The sequence below is a fragment of the Neisseria sp. P0004.S004 genome (assembly GCF_051963335.1).
In the GTDB taxonomy this organism is placed as follows: Bacteria; Pseudomonadota; Gammaproteobacteria; order Burkholderiales; family Neisseriaceae; genus Neisseria.
On the sequence record NZ_JBQCUK010000005.1, the window covers coordinates 175780 to 197631 of the forward strand.

Sequence of the window (21852 nt, forward strand, 5' to 3'; positions counted from 1 at the left end):
AAGGAATAACATGGCAGAAAAAAACTATTATGAAATACTGGGCGTTGCCAAAGATGCGGATGAGGCTGAAATGAAAAAAGCCTACCGAAAACTGGTGCGCAAATACCACCCCGATGTCAGCAAAGAACCTGACGCAGCCGAACGTACGGTAGAAATCAACCGTGCCTACGAAACGCTTTCCGACAAAGAAAAGCGGGCCGAATACGATGAAATGTTGGCTAATCCTTACGGACGCAGCGCCGGAGGCAATCCGTTCGGTCAAGGCAGCAATCCGTTTGGCAATGGATTTAACGGCGGCGGCTTCCGCTATGAACGTCATGAAGGCGAGCCGTTCGGAGCGGGAGATTTCAATTTTGAAGATCTGTTTTCATCATTCCGCCAATCCCACACTCGTTCCGAGCAACCCCGCGGCCCAATAAAAGGCGAGGATCAACATGCTGAATTGAGTATTGATATTTATGCAGCGTATGTTGGCGCAGAACGTAGCATGACTTTGAATGTGCCGACTCTAGACGAATACGGACGTGCGGTTTATCAAAATAAAACCCTCAACGTCAAAATCCCCAAAGGCATTGCAGAAGGCCAACAAATCCGTTTGGCCGGCCAAGGTTTGCCGGGATATAACGGCGGTGAAAACGGTGACTTGTACTTAAAAATCAAATTCCACGACCAACCTGATTTATACGTCAAAAACAGGAAAGACGTATATCAAACAATAGATGTCAAACCTTGGGAAGCCGTATTGGGCGGCAAAATCATCGTCCCTACCGCATCAGGCCGCTTACAGGTCAATCTGCCTGCCAACAGCCAAAGCGGTAAAAGCATCCGCCTTAAAGGCAAAGGTATTCCTGCAAAAGAAGCCGGAGACCTTTATCTCAATATCCGCATTAATGTTCCGCCAGTAGAGAGCGAAGCCGACCGTGCCGCATGGGAAAAATTGGCTGAACACTTTGCCGCGAAACAAGCATAAGAGAAAGGATAAATTATGATTCAATCCTCCGATGTTACCCTTACTTTTGAAGAAATTGTTGCCGCCAGCCGCTGCCGTCGCGATTGGCTGTTGGAACTTATAGCAGAAGACATCATCAGCATCGATGGTGCGCCCGAAAAAAGCACCTTCAGTGGTTTTCATCTTGCCCGCATCCGTCGCGCACAACGCTTAAGCCGTGATTTTGAAGCCGGCATTCCCGCATTGGGACTGATTATGCGGCTGTTGGACGAGGTGGAAGAACTCAGAAAAATACAGCGTCCGCTGGTACTGCTCGAAGATGAGTAAATATTGGCAAGTTGTTCGCTTAAATATTGATGGCAAGACAAAATCTTTGATGTTTATTGATATTCCATAATAAAAGGCCGTCTGAAAGTATTTTCAGACGGCCTTTTTATGCCTTCATTAACAACAGCGTCCGCCGTTGCCGCCGCAACGGCGTTTGCGGCAGTAGTCTTGGAATTGCAGCTCGGTCATGACCGGCGCATTGGGATTATGTTTGCGCTGGCGGGCAACGTAGTTTTCATAATCCGGGACACCGGCCATCAAGTTTGCTGTCAGCTTGATGGTTTTCCACCAAGATGCGAGCTTATGCTTCACTCTGAGCCTCCGGTTGTTTGCCGTCGCGGTACACTGCCGGAATTTCTTTAGCAGTTGGCCAGCCGACTTTGCGGGCTTTCATGGCGGTACGCAAACCGTACACGGCGACAATCACGACAACAGCCAAGAACAAAGCAGTCAGGCCGGCATTGATTTGGTCGTTGAAGATGATTTGTGACATTTCGCCAATGTCTTTAGCCGGGGCAAGGACTTCGCCTGAAGCCAAGGCATCGCGGTATTTGCCTGCGTGCGCCAAGAAGCTGACGCGCGGGTCGCTGTGGAACAGTTTTTGCAAACCGGCATAGCAGGTTACGAACAATACGCCGACAGCAGGAACCAAGGTTACCCATACATAGTGGTCGCGTTTCATTTTCACCAAGACAACGGTACACATAATCAACGCTACGCCTGCCAGCATTTGGTTGGCGATACCGAACAGAGGCCAGAGCGAGTTGATGCCGCCCAGAGGGTCGGTTACGCCGGTATAGAGGAAGTAACCCCACAATGCCACGGCAAAGAATGTGGCAACCAGGTTGGCAGGGATAGAGTCGGTGTTACCGAATGGTTTGTAGAAGATACTGCCCAAGTCTTGGATCATGAAACGAGCAACGCGCGTACCGGCGTCAACCGCGGTCAAGATGAACAAGGCTTCAAACAGCAAGGCAAAGTGATACCAGAACGCCATCATGGCTTCGCCCGGAATCAGACGGCTCATGATGTGCGCCATACCGACTGCGAGGGTTGGCGCGCCGCCTGCACGAGACAGAATGGTGTTTTCGCCCACTTCTTTAGCAGTGTGCAACAAGGTTGCGGCATCAACAGAGAAATTCAGTTTGGTGGTGATGACTTCGGCAGCAGTGTTGGCATCTGTACCAATCAGTGCAGCCGGGCTATTCATCGCGAAATACACGCCTGGATCAAGCGAAGCGGCGGCAGCCAGCGCCATAATGGCCACAAAGCTTTCCATAATCATGCCGCCGTAACCGATCATGCGGACGTGGGTTTCGTTTTCCACCATTTTTGGCGTAGTACCGGAAGAAATCAGCGCATGGAAGCCTGAAACCGCACCACAAGCAATGGTAATGAACAAGAATGGGAACAATGCACCGGAGAATACCGGGCCTGAACCATCGATAAAGTGGGTAACCGCAGGCATTTGCAGGGTTGGGTTAACAATAACGATACCCAAGGCCAAAGCTGCAATCGTACCGATTTTCAGGAAGGTAGACAGATAGTCGCGCGGAGTCAGCAAGAGCCAAACCGGCAATACGGAAGCCACGAAACCGTAAATCATAATCGCCCAAGTCAGCTGAATGCCGTCAAGGTCGAACCAATGGCCGAAGGAGCTGCGGGCAACATCTTCACCGTAAATCACGGCCAACATCAGCAAAATAAAGCCGACGATGGAAATCTCGCCGATTTTGCCCGGACGGATATAACGGGTGTAGATACCCATAAACAGGGCAATCGGCATGGTTGCGGCAATGGTGAACGTACCCCAAGGGCTGTGAACCAATGCTTTCACCACAATCAGCGCCAACACCGCCATAATGATGACCATAATCATCAAAATACCGATGGATGCAATCACGCCGGGAACGGTACCGAGTTCTTGTTTCACGATATCGCCCAAAGACTTACCGTCACGGCGCATGGAGACGAACAAGACCATCATATCCTGTACGGCACCGGCAAACACCACGCCGAAGATAATCCACAAAGTACCGGGCAGATAACCCATTTGCGCTGCCAATACAGGACCGACCAAAGGACCTGCGCCGGCAATCGCGGCAAAGTGGTGGCCGAACAGTACGCCTTTATGTGTAGGCACATAGTCCAAGCCGTCATTGTGGCGTTCTGCCGGAGTCAGACGGTTAGGATCAAGCTGCATCACACGGTTGGCAATGTAAAGACTGTAGAAACGGTAGGCAATGCAGTATACTGAAATGGCGGCCGTAACCATCCAAATCGCACTGACCTGCTCGCCGCGACTGAGGGCCAAAGTGGTAAAGGAGGCCAGGCCGACCAAAACCACAATGCCCCAAATCAAAAATGATTTGAGCGATTTCATTGATTTATCCTTAAAACGTGATACACGAAAGCTTGTTTTAGTGACAAACTGCCTTCATGCGCTTTAGAAAGACCAATCATTTTAGTCTTCATAGATTTTATGAGTGAAATGTCATTTCAACCCGAATTCGACAAAAAACAAAATGATTAGTTCGCCCGTAAGGTTAACACAAACAGACAATATACCCTTCATTTTTTACTTCAAATCCAAATATTCCTTAACATATAGCAAACGAAAAGCCGTCTGAAAACCCAAAGATTCAGTTTTCAGACGGCCTGACAAACGGTCAATGCTATAATCCGACATTCCCATTTCTCTATATTGCCATACCATGCAAAACAACGATTCCGAAACCATGCGCCTCTCCAAACGCATGGCACAATTAGGCTTATGCTCGCGCCGCGAGGCAGACAGCTACATCGAGCAAGGCTGGGTCAAAGTCAACGGCCAAACCGCTGTACTCGGTCAAAAAGTCACCGAGCGCGACCGCATCGACCTCAACAAACAAGCTCATGAAAAACAAGCAGCGCGTGTGACCATCCTGCTGAACAAACCTGTCGGCTACGTCAGCGCTCAGGCAGAAAAAGGCTATAAATCCGCCGCCGAACTCATTACCGCCGACAACCATTGGGAAGGCGACGACAGCCGTATCCCTTTCAGTGAAAAGCACAAATTCGGTTTGGCTCCTGCCGGCCGCCTGGACATCGACTCTGTCGGATTATTGGTGCTCACCCAGGACGGCCGCATTGCCAAACAGCTGATTGGCGAAAACAGCAGCAGCGAAAAAGAATACCTCGTCCGCGTCCGCGGCAAACTGGACGACAAAGGCCTCGCCCTGCTCAACCACGGCTTGAGTTTGGACGGCGAAAAGTTGCGACCCGCCAAAGTCGAATGGCAAAACGAAGACCAATTGCGCTTTATTTTGCGGCAAGGCAAAAAACGCCAAATCCGCCGTATGTGCGAGCTGGTCGGCCTGCGCGTTGTCGGCTTGAAACGCATCCGCATGGGCAAAGTCAAACTCGGCAGACTGCCGCCGGGCAAATGGCGTTATTTACGCGCTGACGAATCGTTTTAATTGCAGATAACAAAAAGGCCGTCTGAAAACACATTTCAGACGGCCTGATCTTTGACTGCCTACTCGATATAAGTAAACTTCGCACGTTTAATATTACAGAGGATTTCGTACGGAATCATACCGGCAACTTCGGCAACTTCATTAATATTAATCACATCGCCCCAAAGCTCTACTTCCGCGCCCAAGCCCTCTTTCGAGGCTTCCAGTTCGACCGTAATCATATCCATAGACACCCTGCCGATAATACGGCTGCGTTTGCCATCGATGGCAACCGGAGAATTAGTGGAAGCGCGACGCGGATAACCGTCGGCATAGCCGCAGGCAATCAAACCGACACGGGTGGATTTGCTGGTGTAGAACGTTGCGCCGTAACCAATCGGAGAATGCGGCTGCAACACGCGTTCGCCGAAAACGCGGGAAGTCAGGCGCATAACAGGTTTCAAACGCTCATCCACGCCGCCGAAAGGCGAAATGCCATACAAGGCCAGACCGGCACGACCCCAATCGCGGCGCGCTTCAGGCACGTTCAAAATCGCGGCGGAATTGGCCAGGCTCTCCTCGCCTTCCAAACCCTCACAGGCCAAATCAAACGCTTCAAGCTGCATTTCGGTCATACCGTTTTCCGGCTCGTCCGCACAGGCAAAATGGCTGAATTTCACAATGTTTTCAACCGATTCGGATTGTTTCAATGCCGTATAGGCGGCAGCATAGTTATGCGGAAAGAAACCGGCACGGTGCATACCAGAGTCCATTTTCAGCCATACGGTTGTCGGACGTTGCCACTCATGATGTGCAAACGCCTCCAGCTGCCATTGACTGCCGATTGCCGGCCACAAATCATAACGGTCAACATCCGCATACTCTGCAGCCTCAAACACGCCTTCCAACAAAACAATCGGGTTTTTAATGCCGTTTTGACGTAATTCCACGCCTTCATCTACCGTTGCCACCGCAAAGCCGTCGGCAATATCCGCCAACGCATGTGCACATCTGACCGCGCCATGCCCGTAAGCATCGGCCTTAATCACAGCCAACAATTTATTGCCATGCAACTCTTTGAGAAAACGATAATTTTGACGTAAATTATCCAAACGGATTTGCGCATTGAGCGGACGCATAATGTATTCCTCTTATCGGCATCCGTTTCAGACGGCCTGCCCTATTACTTTGAAGCGAATATTATAGGTCAAAAACCATACAGGATTCCATGAAATACACAAGATTAATATCTTCCTTCCGCCTTACCTTTAAGGATTTATGCTTCTTCTGAGCCTGTTTTAAGGTTATGATGTCATCCAAATTGAAAACGACAAGCATCAAAGCCATGAAAGAACTCGACAAAACCGACTTAAAAATTCTCAAGCTCCTGCAACAAAACGCACGCATCCCCATGACCGAATTGGCTGAAAAAGTCGGCCTCTCCACTACGCCGGTAACCGAACGCGTCCGCCGCTTGGAACGCGACAACCTCATCACCGGCTATCACGCCCATCTGAATCCACATGCCTTAGGTCAAAGCCTCTTAGTCTTTGTCGAACTGAAACTGCGTTCCAAATCCGGCAATATTTTTGAAGACTTCAAACGCGAAGTGCTGAAGATTCCGCAAATTTTGGAATGCCACTTAGTTTCCGGCGAATACGACTACCTCATCAAAGTCCGCCTACCCGATATGTCCGCCTATCGCGATATGCTCGGCAATATCCTGCTGCAACTGCCGGCAGCAGCCGAAAGCCGCAGCTATGTTGTCATGGAAGAAGTCAAAGAAGAAGTAGTATTAGACATCTAATTCTATTCAACCAACAAAGGCCGTCTGAAAGATTACAACATTCAGACGGCCTTTGTTTTAAATAGGCAAAAAAATGCACACATCCGACAGAATGTGTGCCAAGTCTACAAAGGAGAAATAGAGGAGAAACTATTAACTGACTACTCGAACCAGCTAACGAAACGAATTATGCAACAAGAGCTTCAACCGCGCAAGTATTTTTCTTGTAAAGTTTCTTAATTATCCAATTTACAGAACTTAAATGTAATCATGTTTCAATGCAGATAAAAAAATGCGCATACCGTTTCGATATGCGCCAAGTCTACAAAGGAGAAATAGAGGAGAAAAATCAAGCTGCATCAAGCAACTCAACGGCGCGAATTATCCTAGCCTTCTACCCGACTGTCAACTGTTTTCCTACCTATTTTCAAGCATTTTGCCAAAAAACAACAAATCCGCTATTCCCCTCTTTTTCTGGCTATTTTCGCCCATATATAAAGGAAATTTAGAGCCGTCTGAAACATATATTGCCACTACAGGCAAACAGCCCCATACTCACACATTCATAGCCCATATCCGTCCCAACCCACGACCATGACCACCCCACTTTCCCTTGCCGTCGTCGGCCATACCAACACAGGCAAAACCTCACTCTTACGCACGCTTTTGCGCGACAGCACCTTCGGCGAAGTAAAAAATGCGCCCTCGACCACACGCCATGTCGAAGAAGCCCTCATCAATGATGGCGACGACAGCTTGGTTTACCTCTACGACACACCCGGCCTCGAAGATGCCGGCGGCGTGTTGGACTGGTTGGAAACCCACACATCCGCACGCGATGACGGCATCGAGCGCATCCAACAATTCCTCAACAACCATGAAGCGCATCACGAATTCAGCCAAGAAGCCAAAGTGCTGCGCCAAGTCATGCAAAGCGACATGGCCATGTATGTCATCGATGCGCGGGAGCCCGTCCTTAACAAATACAAAGACGAGCTGACCATTTTGTCTTGGTGCGCCAAGCCCATCATGCCCGTGTTCAACTTCACCCAAAATCAAGACCTGACTGCTTGGACCAATATGCTCGCCCGCAGGAACCTGCATGTTTACGCCGGTTTCGATACCGTTGCGTTCGACTTTGAAGGCGAAATCCGATTGTGGGACAACCTTGCCACCATGTTACCTAAGCGCGACATCCTCGACCGCCTCATCAATATGCGCCGTCGCGAGTGGCAACGGCTGGATACGGAAGCGCGCCGTGAAATTGCCGATTTTCTGCTGGATGCCGCCGCATTCACCCAAGAAATTGCCGAAAACGACGACCCTGCCCCGACTTTGGAAGTCATGCAATCGGAAATCCGCCAACTTGAGCGGCAAATGCAACAACGCCTGTTCACACTTTACCGCTTCTATCACGACGAAGTCGGCAGCGACAGCACATGGATGCCCAAAGCCTTCAAACAAGATCCGTTTGACAGCGAATTGCTCAAACATTACGGCATCCGTACCGGTACCGGCGCAACCGCAGGCGCACTCATCGGCCTAGGCTTGGACATTGCCACGCTTGGCGGTTCGCTTGGTTTGGGTACGGCCATCGGCGGCCTGTTGGGCGGCATTTTGCCCAACGCCCAAGACATCACCGACAAAATCAACGGCCGACAAACCCTGCATACCGATCCGGAAACCCTTACCCTGCTCGCTGCGCGTGCGCTGGATTTGTTGCACGTCTTGCAAACGCGCGGCCATGCCGCACAATCGCATATCGAGCTAAACGAACGCAAAGCGCCATGGAATGCGGCCAAACTGCCAAGCGAACTCAACAAAGCACGCAGCAACCGCAAATGGTCTTCACTCAACACACACCAACCCGAACTCAGCCGTAATGAACGCGCAGCCTATGTCGGTTCTTTAAGCGAGAAATTAAAAGTTTAAAATCGCTGTTGAACAAAAAGGCCGTCTGAAACCCAAATGTTTCAGACGGCCTTTTGATTTTAGCTGACAAAACTTATTCGGCAGCTTTGGTTTCGCGTTTCAAACCGCCGCCAAGCGCTTTATACAAGTCGGCAAGGTTTTCCAGACGGGTCAGCTGATTGGCTAAAAGAGCAGTTTCTGCGCCGTAACTGCTGCGTTCGGCATCCAGCAAATCCAATGCGCTGGACACACCATGTTTGTAACGCAGGCTGACGAGGCGCAGGCTGTCGTTATAAGCACGGCTTTGCTTGCTCAACGCTTCATAGCTTTTATCCAACTGTTCACGCGCAACCAAAGCATTGGAAACGTCTTTAAATGCGGATTGAACAGCGGCTTCATAAGCAACGATTTGTACCTGTTGGCGCAGTTTGGCTACGTCAAGATTGGCTTTGTTGGTACCCCAGTCAAAGATAGGCAGCGTGATGGATGGTGCAAACGCCCAAACACCTGTACCGCTCTTAAACAGGCCGCTCAACTCGCCGGAAGCCGTACCGACCGAACCGGTCAGGCTGATGCGCGGGAAGAAGGCCGCACGTGCCGCGCCGATATTGGCATTGGCTTGTTTGAGCGAGTGTTCGGCCGCGCGGATATCCGGGCGGTTGAGCAATACGTCCGAACTCAAACCGGCAGGCAGTTTGGTGATTTTGAACTGTTTGCTCAAAGGCAGAGCGGCAGGCAAATCTTCAGGCAAAGGTTGATTAATCAGCATGGCCAAAGAATTGCGCGCTTGCTCGCGGTTTTTCACCGCAGAGGCGTAATCGGCTTTGGCCGATTCAATCAACGCTTCCTGTTGGCGCAAATCAACGGCGGAAATCACGCCGGCTTTATGGCGCAATTGCGAGAGCTTGTACGTCGCTTCACGGGTTTGCAACACACGTTGTGCCAATGCCATGCTTTCTTCGGCGTAACGCTCGTTAAAGTAGGCTTTGGCCACGGTAGAAATCAAGGTCAGATGTGCGGCATCGCGGTTGGCAGCCACATTGAAATAACCTTGCAACGCGGCTTCGCTGGTGCTGCGGACACGGCCAAAAAGGTCAAGTTCATAAGAGGCTGCGCCCAAACCCACGCTGTATTGGCTGCTGACGCTGCCGCCGCTCAAGCTGCCTTGACGCGAACCTGTACCGCTGGCATTGACGGTTGGCAACAAATTATTACGCGCAATCATGTACTGTTTGCGGTAGATTTCCGCATTCAGTGCGGCTGTACGCAAATCGGTATTGCGTTCCAATGCGATGTCGATTAGACGGTGAAGGCGCGGATCGGCAAAGTAATCTTGCCAACCCAATTCAGCGGCACGGATACCGTCGTCAACAGTATCGTATTTAAACGTATCGGCCACGGCAACTTGAGGCTGCTCATATTTCGGCATCATGGTACAGGCCGACAAAGCCACAGCGGCGGCAACGGCGGTCAGTACAGGTTTGAATGTAATCTTCTTCATTTTAGAATCCTTTAGCATTTTGAGGCCGTCTGAAAAGTTTTCAGACGGCCTTTGCTTTAATACTTGTCTGAATCGTGTTTACCGTCTTCAATCATGCCGGCTTCAGCGGCGTGTTTGGCGGCCATCTCATGCTCGTGTGCGGTTTCTTTAAAGAATTTGCGCACAACCACATAGAACAAAGGCACAAGGAACACAGACAGAATCGTACCGATCAACATACCCCAGACCACGGTCGTACCAATCGCACGTTGGCTGGCGGAGCTGGCACCGCTGGCAACATAAAGCGGTACCACGCCCAAGATGAAGGCGAACGAGGTCATGATAATCGGACGGAAACGCAGGTGTGCGGCGGCAAGCGCAGCTTCAAGCGCGCTCTTGCCTTGCGCTTGCAGGTCTTTGGCAAATTCGATAATCAAAATCGCGTTTTTCGCACTCAAACCCATCACCGTAACGAAACCGACTTGGAAGTAGATATCGTTGGCGTATGCCGGAATACTGCCCAGCAGCGCTTCAAACATGTTGCGGCCGGTCACGCCCAATGCCGCGCCAATCAAGCCCAACGGAATCACAAGGATAACCGCCAACGGGATAGACCAGCTTTCGTACAAAGCAGCCAATACCAAGAATACAGCGGCAGCGGCCAATGCGTACAACATGACTGTTTGCGAGCTGCCTTTGGCCTCTTCACGAGACTGACCGCCCCATTCCAAACTGTAACCGCCGCCCATTTCATCAACCATTTGCTGTACCGCAGCCATGGCTTGACCGGAAGACACGCCATTAACAGGCGAGCCGGAAAGCTCCATTGCAGGATAACCATTGAAGCGGACGCTTTGTTCCATACCGTTTACCCAAGAAACAGTAGCAATGGTAGAAAGCGGTACGGCAACACCGGATTTATTCGGCACGGTCAAGTTCAGAATATCGGCAGGCTGCATACGGGCACTCGCATCAGCTTGTACCATCACGCGTTGCAGACGGCCTTGATTCGGGAAGTCGTTTACATAAAACGAACCCAAAGAAGAAGCCAAAGCAGTACGGATGTCAGAGAACGAAATACCTTGTGCAGCTGCGGCAGAGCGATTGATGTCGATTTTCAACTGCGGCGCATCTTCCAAACCGCTCGCACGAACGGTACTTGGGTTAAACAAACCGCTTTTGCGCATTTTGTCAATCAGCTCATTGCGCTTGGCCAACAATGCAGCATGGCCGCTGTTGTTACGGTCTTGCAGGTAAATCGTCAAGCCGGAGCCTGTACCCAATTCCATAATGGCAGGAGGCACAATCGCCAAACCGAAACCGTCTTTCAGCGTAGCCATCATCATGCCGGTCAACTTACCGGAAATAGAAGTCGCATCGCTGCCCGGAGCAGTACGTTCGCTCCAGTCTTTCAGAATGACAAAGCCCAAAGCCATGTTTTGGCCGGAACCGCTAAAACTAAAGCCGGAAACGGTAACAATGTTCTCGATCTCAGGTACAGATTTCGCCAGTTGAGTGATTTGAGCCAAAGTTGCATCGGTACGCTCTTTGGTCGCGCCGGCAGGCAGCTGTACGCTCAACATCAAGTTACCTTGGTCTTCAGTCGGCAAGAAGGAAGTCGGCAGACGCATAAACAGGAATACGCCCACAACAGTCAAACCGATATAGACAACCATCATGCGCAAAGTCTTGCGCAAGACTTTGGCTACCCAGCCTTCGTAGCCGTGTGTCCAGTTGTCGAATTTCTTGTTAAACCAACCGAAGAAACCTTTTTTCTCTTCGTGATGACCATTCTGAATCGGCTTGAGCATGGTGGCACACAATGCCGGAGTCAGCGTCAAAGCAAGGAATGCGGAGAAGCCGATCGATGCCACCATGGTCAGGGCAAACTGTTTGTAAATGTTACCGGTTGCACCGCTAAACATTGCCAGCGGCACAAATACGGACATCAACACGGCAGTAATACCGATCACCGCGCCGGAAATCTGACTCATCGCTTTTTTGGTTGCAGCCTTAGGCGACAGACCTTCACTCGCCATAATACGCTCAACGTTTTCAACGACCACAATCGCGTCATCGACCACAATACCGATCACCAATACCATCGCAAACATGGTCAATACGTTAATCGACATACCCATGTATGAGATAAAGGCAAAACCGCCCAACAGGGAAATCGGTACAACAATGGTCGGAATCAGCGTATAGCGGATGTTTTGCAGGAAGAGATACATCACTAAGAATACCAATACGATGGCTTCCAAAAGCGTATGGATCACTTTCTCAATCGAAATTTCCACAAATTTGGAAGTATCGTAAGGAACTTTCCAGCTCATGCCGTCTGGAAAATACTTCTGCAAAACTGCCATTTTTTCTTTCACGGCAGTCGCCGTTGCCAAAGCGTTACCGCTGTTGGACAGCATCACTGCCATACCGGTGGTATTCACGCCGTTCAAACGTGTGGAAGTAGAATAGTCCTGCATACCCAAGCTGACTTTGGCAACGTCTTTCAGATAGACATTAGAACCATCGGTATTGGATACCAAAATGATGTTGCCAAACTCTTCAGCAGTGCTCAGCTGACCTTGAGCCGTCACAGTTGCTGAAATGGTCTGACCTGCAGCCGCCGGCAAAGAGCCGATAGAGCCTGCAGAAATTTGGATATTTTGAGTAGCCAGTGCGTTGGTTACCGTTGCAAAAGACAGGTTGTAGTTTTGCAGTTTTTTCGGGTCAACCCAAATACGCATGGCGCGTTGCGCACCAAACAATTGTACCTGCCCTACGCCGTCGATACGCTGCAGTTCAGGAATGATATTGCGCTGGGCGTAATCGTTCATTTCCTCAATGGATTGCTTTTCAGAAGAAAGCATGACCACTTGCAAGAAGTTGGAACGCGCTTTAGATACGGTTACACCATATTGCTGTACGGTAGACGGCAATGTGGACAACACTTCCGACAATTTGTTCTGCACGTCTACCTGCGCCAAATCTTCATTGGTTTCCGGTGTAAACGTCAGACTGACGCTGCCGCTGCCGCTGGAATTGGCAGAAGTCGTCATATAGTCCAAACCTTCCACACCGTACATATTACGTTCGATAACGGCCAGTACGCTGTCTTCCATTACCTGAGCAGAAGCGCCCGGATAAGTAGCGCGCAAAGTAATGGTCGGTGCAGCAACGGACGGATATTGGGAAATCGGCAGTTTTTGAATACCGAAAATACCCGCTGCGATGATAAAAATCGCAATAACCCATGCAAAGATGGGGCGGTCAATAAAAAACTTAGACATTCACGCGTTCCTTATTTGGCTTCAGATGCAGCTTTAGCTTCAGGCTTGGCCTCGGATGCAGCCTGGCCGTCTGAAACTGCCGGTGTTGCTGCCGCAGCACTTGCAGGCGGAGTCCATTCTTTCGGCGTTACCTGTTTAGCACCCGACATAGCGGCAATGCTGATGCCTTCAACAATCACTTTGTCGCCGTCTTTCAGGCCGTCTGTAATCACCCAATTGCTACCTTGCTGTTGGGCAATGGTCACGACACGCGCTTCCATTTCGCTCTTGTCATTCACTACCATCACAGTATCTTGCGAACCGCGGGTAACTGCTTGTTGCGGCACTACAAATGCATTATCCACAGCCACTTGTTCCATCAATACGCGCACATACAAGCCCGGCATCAAGATATTTCTGTCGTTAGGAATGGCAGCGCGCAAGGTAATTTGACCGGTCGTTTTGTTGACAGTCGGATCTGCAAACAGCAGACGGCCTTTTTCAGGGTAAACCGTACCGTCGTCAAATTTGATATCCACTGCAATCGCGCCGTTTGCCGCCAACAATTTGCCTTCGGCAACCTGTTGACGCAGTTTCATGACCTCACTCGCAGATTGGGTAACGTTGACATACATCGGATTGGTTTGTTGGATGGTTGCCAAAACAGTGGTATCGCCGGAATTCAGCAGCGTACCTTCAGAAACTTTAGATTGACCGATAAAGCCGGAAATCGGCGCAGTAATGCGGGAGCGGTTCAGGCTGATACCGGCAGATTTGATGGCTGCTTGAGCGGATTTGACGCCTGCCTCTGCTGAACGCTTGGCCGTTACGGCCGCATCATATTCTTGTTGGCTGATGGCATCGGCGGCAACCAGCGGTTTGTAGCGGGCTAAGTCGGCATTCGCTTTGGCCAAAGTAGCTTGCGCACTCGCCAACTGGGCTCGTGCGCTTTCTAAGTTTGCTTCATAAGATGAGCTGTCGATTTGATATAAAGGCTGACCGGCTTGCACATAGCTGCCCTCTTGGAACAGACGTTTTTGCAGAATACCGCCAACTTGGGCGCGAACTTCGGCAGTACGCAATGATTCCAGACGGCCCGGCAACTCGGTTGTCAATGCAACGGTTTCCGGATGCACAGTAACCACACGGACTTCAGGCGCAGGTTGTTTTTGCTGTTGCTGACTGCCTTGCGCCTGTTGGCCGGCTGCTTTTTCATCGCCTTTGCCACAAGCGGAAAGCGCCAACGCAGTAGCTGCTGCAATTGCCGCGACACGCATCATTTTAGAAGCATAAAGAGCCATAATTTTCCTATCTCTATGATAAATAAGGGTTTGACTAATTGAAAATTGATTACTTTAATCTCATATTTCACAAACAGAAATTGCCTGCTTTTATGAAAAACAGGCTGATTATATAGTGTTGAGAAACACTATCAAGTATTGAATTAAATTATACATACATTCTTGCATGTTCAGAAGTAATTTTTTATAATCCAAACCATAAATTTACATTTCCTACAAAACAACTATGAGAAGAACCAAAACCGAAGCCTTAAAAACCAAAGAATATCTCATGCTTGCCGCATTGGATACGTTTTATCAGAAAGGCATTGCCCGCACCTCGCTTAACGAAATTGCCCAAGCCGCAGGCGTAACGCGCGGCGCGCTGTATTGGCATTTCAAAAACAAAGAAGATTTGTTTGACGCCTTGTTCCAACGGATTTGCGACGACATCGAAAGCTGCATAAAAGAAGACTCGAACAACAATAACGAACAGGCTTGGTCAAGCTTCCGACTAACTCTGACCCGTTTCTTCGAGCGCCTGCAACACAACGATCTTCACTATAAATTCCACAGCATTTTGTTTTTAAAATGCAAACACACCGAGCAAAACGAGGCGGTCATTGCCATCGCTAAAAAACACCAATCACTATGGCGTGAAAAAATCGTTGCTGTCCTGACTGATGCGGTACAACAAAAAGCGTTGGCGGATAATTTGGATATCGACATGGCAGTCATCTTCATCAAGTCTTCATTAGACGGCTTGATTTGGCGCTGGCTTTCTTCAGGTCAAGGCTTCGATTTGGCGCAAACTGCCCCACGCATGATTGAAATCATCATTGATACATTGGAAAACCATCCGCAATTAAGAAAACAATCCTAAATATTAAAACTTAAGGCCGTCTGAAACTTTGAAGTTTCAGACGGCCTTTCCATTCAAACCTGCTTAACGTGTTACCGGTTTGTAGCGGATACGTTTCGGTTTCGCACCCTCTTCACCCAAACGGCGTTTCTTGTCAGCTTCGTATTCCTGATAGTTGCCGTCGAAGAACACCCATTTCGAATCGCCTTCACACGCCAAGATATGCGTGGCGATGCGGTCGAGGAACCAGCGGTCGTGCGAAATCACCATCACGCTGCCGGCAAATTCCAGCAATGCGTCTTCCAGCGCACGCAGGGTTTCTACGTCTAGGTCGTTGGACGGTTCGTCCAGCAGCAACACATTGCCGCCGCTCAATAAGGTTTTTGCCAAGTGCAAACGTCCGCGTTCGCCGCCCGACAATTGACCTGCGATTTTGCTTTGGTCGCTGCCTTTGAAGTTGAAGCGTCCCAAATATTGGCGGGCGGGAATTTCAAACTGCCCAACCTGCAAAATGTCGCGGCCTTCGGCAATGTTGTCGAACACGGTTTTATCGTTTTGCAAACCTTCGCGGCTTTGGTCAATCAGGCTCATTTTCACGGTTTGGCCGATTTTCACTTCGCCGGAATCGGGCTGCTCTTTGCCCGCAATCATTTTAAACAGCGTCGATTTACCCGCGCCGTTCGGGCCGATGATGCCGACAATCGCGCCCGCAGGCACTTTGAAGCTCAAATCGTCAATCAGCACTTTATCGCCGAACGATTTGGAAACGTTCACAAATTCAATTACTTCGTTGCCCAAACGCTCGGCGACGGGAATGAAGATTTCCTGAGTTTCGTTGCGTTTTTGGTATTCGTAGTTGCTCATTTCCTCAAAACGAGCCAGACGTGCTTTGGACTTGGCTTGGCGGCCTTTGGCATTTTGGCGCACCCATTCCAATTCCTGCTTCATCGCTTTCACACGCGCAGCTTCGGATTTCGCCTCGTTTTCCAAGCGTTTTTCTTTCTGCTCCAGCCAAGACGAGTAATTGCCTTTCCACGGGATACCGTGTCCGCGGTCAAGTTCCAAAATCCATTCGGCGGCGTTGTCCAAGAAGTAGCGGTCGTGCGTTACGGCAACGACTGTGCCGGGGAAGCGCACGAGAAATTGCTCCAGCCATTCCACCGATTCCGCATCCAAGTGGTTGGTCGGCTCATCCAGCAGCAGCATATCGGGCTTGCTCAACAAGAGTTTGCACAAAGCGACGCGGCGTTTTTCACCGCCGGATAGATTGCCGATTTTGGCATCCCATTCCGGCAGGCGCAGCGCATCGGCGGCGATTTCCAATTCATGTTCCGCACCGCCACCCGTGGACGAACCCGCCGCAATAATCGCTTCCAAGCGGCCCTGTTCTTCCGCCAGCGCGTCAAAATCCGCATCGGGATTGGCATACTCGGCATACACTTCTTCCAAACGTTTCTGCGCCGCAGCCACTTCGCCCAAACCGCTTTCCACTTCCTCGCGCACGGTTTTCTCAGGATCAAGCTCCGGCTCTTGCGGCAGATAGCCGATTTTGATGCCGCCCATCGGCACGGCTTCACCCTCGAATTCCTTATCCACACCCGCCATAATCCGCAGCACGGTGGACTTGCCCGCGCCGTTCAAACCGAGCAGGCCGATTTTCGCGCCGGGGAAGAAGGAAAGGGAAATATCTTTAATGATGGTTTTCTGCGGCGGCACAACCTTGCTCACGCGCAGCATAGAATAGACGTATTGTTGGGACATGGTTTTTTCTCGATTCGGTCAAACAAATTTCAGACGGCCCATTTTAACCGATTGCTCAAATACTTGCTTGTTCAAATGCCGTCTGAAAATAGAAATCGGCATCACAATATGCAGCAAAGCCGAACCAATGCTTTCATTCTCCAAAATTTTCAACACGAAACCGTAAAAAATTTGATTTAAGCCAGTTTATCTTTGAACAAACGTTGCCAATATTCGATACGCTCCATAAAATGCGCCTATATCCTTGAAAGTACATAAACAAATAATAACGACAAAGAAACACCGCGCTAAAAACAATTTCAGATTTCCCAATACAAATACTTTTAAAATAAGGATTTGCCTCATGTCTGAACATACGCAAAAAACAACAAAACAAGGTTTGCCCTCATTGGCAAAAAGTACGATTTGGATGCTGAGCTTCGGCTATCTCGGCGTTCAGACGGCCTTTACCCTGCAAAGCTCGCAAATGAGCCGAATTTTCCAAACACTAGGCGCTGACCCGCACAATTTGGGCTGGTTTTTCATCCTGCCGCCGCTGGCCGGTATGCTGGTTCAGCCGATTGTGGGCTACTACTCAGACCGCACTTGGATGCCGCGCCTGGGTGGCCGCCGCCTGCCCTATCTGCTTTACGGCACGCTGATTGCGGTCATCGTGATGATTCTGATGCCCAACTCGGGCAGCTTCGGTTTCGGCTACGCTTCTTTGGCGGCTTTGTCGTTTGGCGCGCTGATGATTGCGCTGTTGGACGTGTCGTCAAATATGGCGATGCAGCCGTTTAAGATGATGGTCGGCGACATGGTCAACGAGGAGCAGAAAAGCTACGCCTACGGGATTCAAAGTTTCTTAGCGAATACGGGTGCGGTTGTGGCGGCGATTCTGCCGTTTGTGTTCGCGTATATCGGTTTGGCAAACACGGCCGAGAAAGGCGTTGTGCCGCAGACCGTGGTCGTAGCATTCTATGTGGGCGCGGCGTTACTGATTATTACCAGTGCGTTCACCATCTTCAAAGTCAAAGAATACGATCCGGAAACCTACGCCCGCTATCACGGCATCGACGTCGCTGCGAATCAGGAAAAAGCCAACTGGTTCGAACTCTTGAAAACCGCGCCTAAAGCGTTTTGGACGGTGACTTTGGTACAATTCTTCTGCTGGTTTGCCTTCCAGTATATGTGGACTTATTCGGCAGGCGCGATTGCGGAAAACGTTTGGCAGACAACCGATGCCTCTTCCGTAGGCTATCAGGAAGCAGGCAACTGGTACGGCGTTTTGGCGGCGGTACAATCCATTGCTGCCGTTATCTGCTCGTTTATTCTGGCAAAAGTACCGAATAAATACCATAAAGCCGGTTATTTCGGTTGCTTGGCTTTGGGTGCGCTCGGTTTCTTCTCCGTTTTCTTCATCAGCAATCAATACGCGCTGGTGTTGTCTTACACCTTAATCGGTATTGCGTGGGCCGGTATCATTACCTATCCTTTGACGATTGTGACCAATGCCCTCTCAGGCAAACACATGGGTACTTATTTGGGCCTGTTCAACGGCTCTATCTGTATGCCTCAAATCGCCGCTTCGCTGCTGAGTTTCGTCCTCTTCCCTATGCTGGGCAGCCATCAGGCAACCATGTTCTTGGTTGCCGGCGCAGTCTTGCTGATGGGGGCTTTCTCAGTATGCCTGATTAAAGAGACCAACGGCGAATAATCCGTTTCAACACCATCGGCAAAGGCCGTCTGAAACCTTTGCCGATCTGACAATTTTAATAACAGGAGCTTCATAAATGTACACGAGAATCATGGAAGTCAGCCCTTGGACACTGCGTTCGACAAAACTGGAAAAAGAGCACAAACGGCTGCAAGAGAGCCTGACCAGCTTGGGCAACGGCTATATGGGTATGCGCGGCAACTTTGAAGAAACCTATTCCACCGACAGTCACTTGGGTACCTACATCGCCGGTGTGTGGTTCCCCGACAAAACCCGCGTCGGCTGGTGGAAAAACGGCTATCCTAAATATTTCGGCAAAGCCATCAATGCGCTCAATTTCAACAAAGTCAAAATCTTTGTCGATGGTCAAGAAGTGGACTTAGCGAAAAACGACGTTGCCGACTTCTCCGTCGAACTCGATATGCAGCACGGCGTGTTGCGCCGCTCGTTCACCGTATTCGGCGTGCGTTTCGATGTGTGCAAATTCCTGTCCGTCGCGCAAAAAGAGCTGGCTCTCATCCGCTGGGAAGCCGTATCCGTTGACGGCAAAACCCACCAAGTCCGCATCGATTCCATCATCGATGCCGACGTGAAAAACGAAGACTCCAACTACGAAGAAAAATTCTGGCAGGTATTGGACAAAGGCATTTCAGACGACCGTTCCTACATTGCCACCCAAACCGTCGCCAATCCCTTCGGCGTGGAACAATTCATCGTCAACGCCGAGCAAACCTTCGCCGGCAGCTTCAAAGCCCTCGGCGGCAGCCAAACCGATTGGCAGGTCTCCAATTCTTTTGAAGCCGAAGTCGGCGGAACGCCCGAAACCTTTGAAAAACGCGTGATTGTTACCACCAGCCGCGATTATCAAGGCTTGGAAGCGGTGAAAGCCGCAGGCCGCGCCTTGTCGGAAAAAATCGCAGGCGTTGCGTTTGAAACCTTGCTGGAGGCGCACAAAGCAGGCTGGCTGCACCGTTGGGAAATCGCCGACGTGGTCATCGAAGGCAGCGACGAAGCGCAGCAGGGCATCCGCTTCAACCTGTTCCAACTGTTCTCCACCTACTACGGCGAAGACGCGCGCCTGAACATCGGCCCGAAAGGCTTTACCGGCGAAAAATACGGTGGCGCGACCTATTGGGACACTGAAGCCTACGCCGTGCCGCTCTACCTCGCACTGGCGGAACCCGAAGTTACCCGTAACCTGCTGCAATACCGCCGCAACCAACTGCCGCAGGCGCAGCACAACGCGCGCGAACAGGGTTTGGCGGGCGCGCTCTATCCGATGGTGACGTTTACGGGCATCGAGTGCCACAACGAATGGGAAATCACCTTTGAGGAAATCCACCGCAACGGCGCGATTCCTTACGCCATCTACAACTACACCAATTACACCGGCGACGAAAGCTATCTTGCCAAAGAAGGCTTGGAAGTTTTGGTCGAAGTGTCCCGCTTCTGGGCGGACCGCGTCCATTTCTCCAAACGCCATGGCAAATACATGATTCACGGCGTAACCGGCCCGAACGAATACGAAAACAACATCAACAACAACTGGTACACCAACACCCTTGCCGCATGGGTATTGGACTACACCCGCGAAGCCCTGGCGAAATATCCGCGTCCGGATTTGAACGTGAGCGCCGCCGAGTTGGAAAAATGGGCGGACATCAGCGCGAATATGTACCGTCCGCATGACGAAGAACTCGGCGTATTCGTACAGCACGACGGCTTCCTCGACAAAGACATCCGCCCCGTGTCCGCGCTTTCGCCCGACGATTTGCCGCTCAACCAAAAATGGTCGTGGGACAAAATCCTGCGTTCGCCCTTCATCAAACAGGCGGACGTATTGCAAGGCATCTACTTCTTCGGCGACCGTTTCAACATAGACGAAAAACGCCGCAACTTCGACTTCTACGAACCGATGACCGTGCATGAAAGCTCGTTGTCGCCTTGTATCCACGCCATCCTTGCCGCCGAACTGGGCAAAGAAGAAAAAGCCGTGGAAATGTACCAGCGCACCGCCCGCCTGGACTTGGACAACTACAACAACGACACAGAAGACGGCCTGCACATCACCTCCATGACCGGCTCGTGGCTCGCCATCGTCCAAGGTTTCGCCCAAATGAAAACTTGGGGCGGCAAACTCAGCTTCGCCCCGTTCCTGCCGAGTGTGTGGACAGGCTACGCCTTCCACATCAACTACCGAGGCCGTCTGATTAAAGTCGCCGTCGGCAAAGAAAACGTGGTCTTCACCCTGCTCAAAGGCGAGCCGCTCGATTTGCAGGTGTACGGCAAAGACATCACGCTCAACGGCAGCCACACCGTCGCGTTAGAAAAATAAGGAGGGCGCAAAATGACTTTTACCGCAGTGCTCTTTGACCTCGACGGCGTCATCACCGACACCGCCGAATACCACTACCGCGCATGGAAAAAGCTCGCCGAAGAACTGGGTATCAGCATCGACCGCAAGTTTAACGAGCAGCTCAAAGGCGTGTCGCGCGACGATTCGCTCAAACGCATCCTCGCGCACGGCGGCAAAACCGTCAGCGAAGCCGAGTTCGCCGAACTGACCAGCCGCAAAAACGACAACTACGTCGAAATGATTCAGGCAGTCAAACCCGAAGACGTGTACCCCGGCATTTTGCCGCTGCTGGAAGCATTGAGGGCAAACGGCAAAAAAATCGCCCTCGCGTCCGCCAGTAAAAACGGCCCGTTCCTGCTGGAGCGCATGGGGCTGACCCACTTCTTCGACGCCGTCGCCGACCCTGCCGCCGTCGCGCATTCCAAACCCGCCCCCGACATCTTCCTCGCCGCCGCCGAGGGCGTGGGCGTGAACATCCGCCAATGCATCGGCATTGAAGACGCCGCCGCCGGCGTCGCCGCCATCAAAGCCGCCGGCGCCTTGCCCATCGGAGTGGGCAAATCCGAAGACTTGGGCAGCGACATCGCGCTGGTGGCCGGCACCGCCGAGCTGACCTACGCCTACCTGCAAAACGTGTGGGCACAGTCAGGCAGATAAAATATTAGGGGCTGACGTAGATTAGCAGTTATGCTAGGCTACGAAAATGCAGATAACCAATTGTAAATTAAGCAAGAGATT

16 protein-coding genes are annotated in these 21852 nt (G+C 50.9%); 9 read left to right on the top strand and 7 right to left on the bottom strand.

Annotated elements, in window-relative coordinates; genetic code table 11:
* The first annotated feature begins 10 nt into the window (after nt 1-10).
* Entirely contained in the window at nt 11-970 is a 960-nt protein-coding gene (locus tag ACTHRY_RS06200; protein ID WP_440374111.1) for a DnaJ C-terminal domain-containing protein, read from the top strand.
* Between the two features lie 15 nt (nt 971-985).
* Nucleotides 986-1276: a chaperone modulator CbpM gene (locus ACTHRY_RS06205; protein WP_049347935.1), complete on the top strand. Its 291-nt coding sequence runs from the start codon at nt 986-988 to the stop codon at nt 1274-1276.
* A 117-nt stretch (nt 1277-1393) separates the two neighbouring features.
* On the opposite strand, the gene ACTHRY_RS06210 is transcribed toward ACTHRY_RS06205, so the two are convergent.
* Nucleotides 1394-1588: a YbdD/YjiX family protein gene (locus tag ACTHRY_RS06210; protein ID WP_003747442.1), complete on the bottom strand. Its 195-nt coding sequence runs from the start codon at nt 1586-1588 to the stop codon at nt 1394-1396.
* On the bottom strand, nt 1578-3659 hold the full coding sequence (locus tag ACTHRY_RS06215) for a carbon starvation CstA family protein (protein ID WP_049359263.1): 2082 nt from the start codon (nt 3657-3659) through the stop codon (nt 1578-1580). Before ACTHRY_RS06215 ends, ACTHRY_RS06210 begins: the two co-directional genes overlap by 11 nt.
* 331 nt (nt 3660-3990) lie before the next feature.
* On the opposite strand from ACTHRY_RS06215, the gene ACTHRY_RS06220 reads away from it, so the two are divergent.
* Nucleotides 3991-4734, top strand: a complete 744-nt coding sequence (locus tag ACTHRY_RS06220; RefSeq protein ID WP_036493902.1) for a pseudouridine synthase — start codon at nt 3991-3993, stop codon at nt 4732-4734.
* Between the two features lie 59 nt (nt 4735-4793).
* On the opposite strand, the gene alr is transcribed toward ACTHRY_RS06220, so the two are convergent.
* Nucleotides 4794-5852 carry an alanine racemase gene (gene alr / locus ACTHRY_RS06225; RefSeq protein WP_314058648.1) on the bottom strand — a complete coding sequence of 353 codons (1059 nt, stop codon included), beginning with the start codon at nt 5850-5852 and terminating at the stop codon, nt 4794-4796.
* A 206-nt stretch (nt 5853-6058) separates the two neighbouring features.
* On the opposite strand from alr, the gene ACTHRY_RS06230 reads away from it, so the two are divergent.
* Together ACTHRY_RS06230 and ACTHRY_RS06235 are read left to right on the top strand one after the other, a co-directional pair.
* Nucleotides 6059-6520 carry an Lrp/AsnC ligand binding domain-containing protein gene (locus ACTHRY_RS06230; RefSeq protein ID WP_083296572.1) on the top strand — a complete coding sequence of 154 codons (462 nt, stop codon included), beginning with the start codon at nt 6059-6061 and terminating at the stop codon, nt 6518-6520.
* A 573-nt stretch (nt 6521-7093) separates the two neighbouring features.
* Nucleotides 7094-8431 carry a GTPase/DUF3482 domain-containing protein gene (locus tag ACTHRY_RS06235; RefSeq protein WP_440374112.1) on the top strand — a complete coding sequence of 446 codons (1338 nt, stop codon included), beginning with the start codon at nt 7094-7096 and terminating at the stop codon, nt 8429-8431.
* 73 nt (nt 8432-8504) lie between these two features.
* Here the strand turns inward: ACTHRY_RS06235 and ACTHRY_RS06240 are convergent, their stop codons facing one another.
* From ACTHRY_RS06240 to ACTHRY_RS06250, 3 genes are read right to left on the bottom strand one after another with little or no spacing between them, the layout of a single operon-like run.
* Nucleotides 8505-9911: an efflux transporter outer membrane subunit gene (locus ACTHRY_RS06240; RefSeq protein WP_440374113.1), complete on the bottom strand. Its 1407-nt coding sequence runs from the start codon at nt 9909-9911 to the stop codon at nt 8505-8507.
* Nucleotides 9912-9967: 56 nt separating this feature from the next.
* On the bottom strand, nt 9968-13180 hold the full coding sequence (locus tag ACTHRY_RS06245; protein ID WP_070503823.1) for an efflux RND transporter permease subunit: 3213 nt from the start codon (nt 13178-13180) through the stop codon (nt 9968-9970).
* Between the two features lie 11 nt (nt 13181-13191).
* The gene (locus ACTHRY_RS06250) at nt 13192-14460 is read right to left on the bottom strand and encodes an efflux RND transporter periplasmic adaptor subunit (RefSeq protein ID WP_314594230.1); all 1269 of its coding nucleotides are present in this window, start codon (nt 14458-14460) and stop codon (nt 13192-13194) included.
* A gap of 226 nt (nt 14461-14686) precedes the next feature.
* On the opposite strand from ACTHRY_RS06250, the gene mtrR reads away from it, so the two are divergent.
* Nucleotides 14687-15322, top strand: coding sequence for a multidrug efflux system transcriptional repressor MtrR (gene mtrR / locus ACTHRY_RS06255; RefSeq protein WP_440374114.1), 636 nt, complete (start codon nt 14687-14689; stop codon nt 15320-15322).
* Between the two features lie 63 nt (nt 15323-15385).
* On the opposite strand, the gene ettA is transcribed toward mtrR, so the two are convergent.
* Nucleotides 15386-17062 carry an energy-dependent translational throttle protein EttA gene (ettA, locus tag ACTHRY_RS06260; protein ID WP_036493894.1) on the bottom strand — a complete coding sequence of 559 codons (1677 nt, stop codon included), beginning with the start codon at nt 17060-17062 and terminating at the stop codon, nt 15386-15388.
* A 343-nt stretch (nt 17063-17405) separates the two neighbouring features.
* Between ettA and ACTHRY_RS06265 the strand changes: the two genes are divergently transcribed.
* From ACTHRY_RS06265 to pgmB, 3 genes are all read left to right on the top strand, one after another.
* The gene (locus tag ACTHRY_RS06265; protein ID WP_440374115.1) at nt 17406-18758 is read left to right on the top strand and encodes an SLC45 family MFS transporter; all 1353 of its coding nucleotides are present in this window, start codon (nt 17406-17408) and stop codon (nt 18756-18758) included.
* Nucleotides 18759-18834: 76 nt separating this feature from the next.
* Nucleotides 18835-21093 (top strand): glycoside hydrolase family 65 protein, encoded by a 2259-nt coding sequence (locus ACTHRY_RS06270; RefSeq protein WP_440374116.1) that lies wholly within the window; start codon nt 18835-18837, stop codon nt 21091-21093.
* Nucleotides 21094-21105: 12 nt separating this feature from the next.
* The gene (gene pgmB / locus ACTHRY_RS06275) at nt 21106-21771 is read left to right on the top strand and encodes a beta-phosphoglucomutase (protein WP_049323068.1); all 666 of its coding nucleotides are present in this window, start codon (nt 21106-21108) and stop codon (nt 21769-21771) included.
* The last annotated feature ends 81 nt before the right edge of the window (nt 21772-21852 follow it).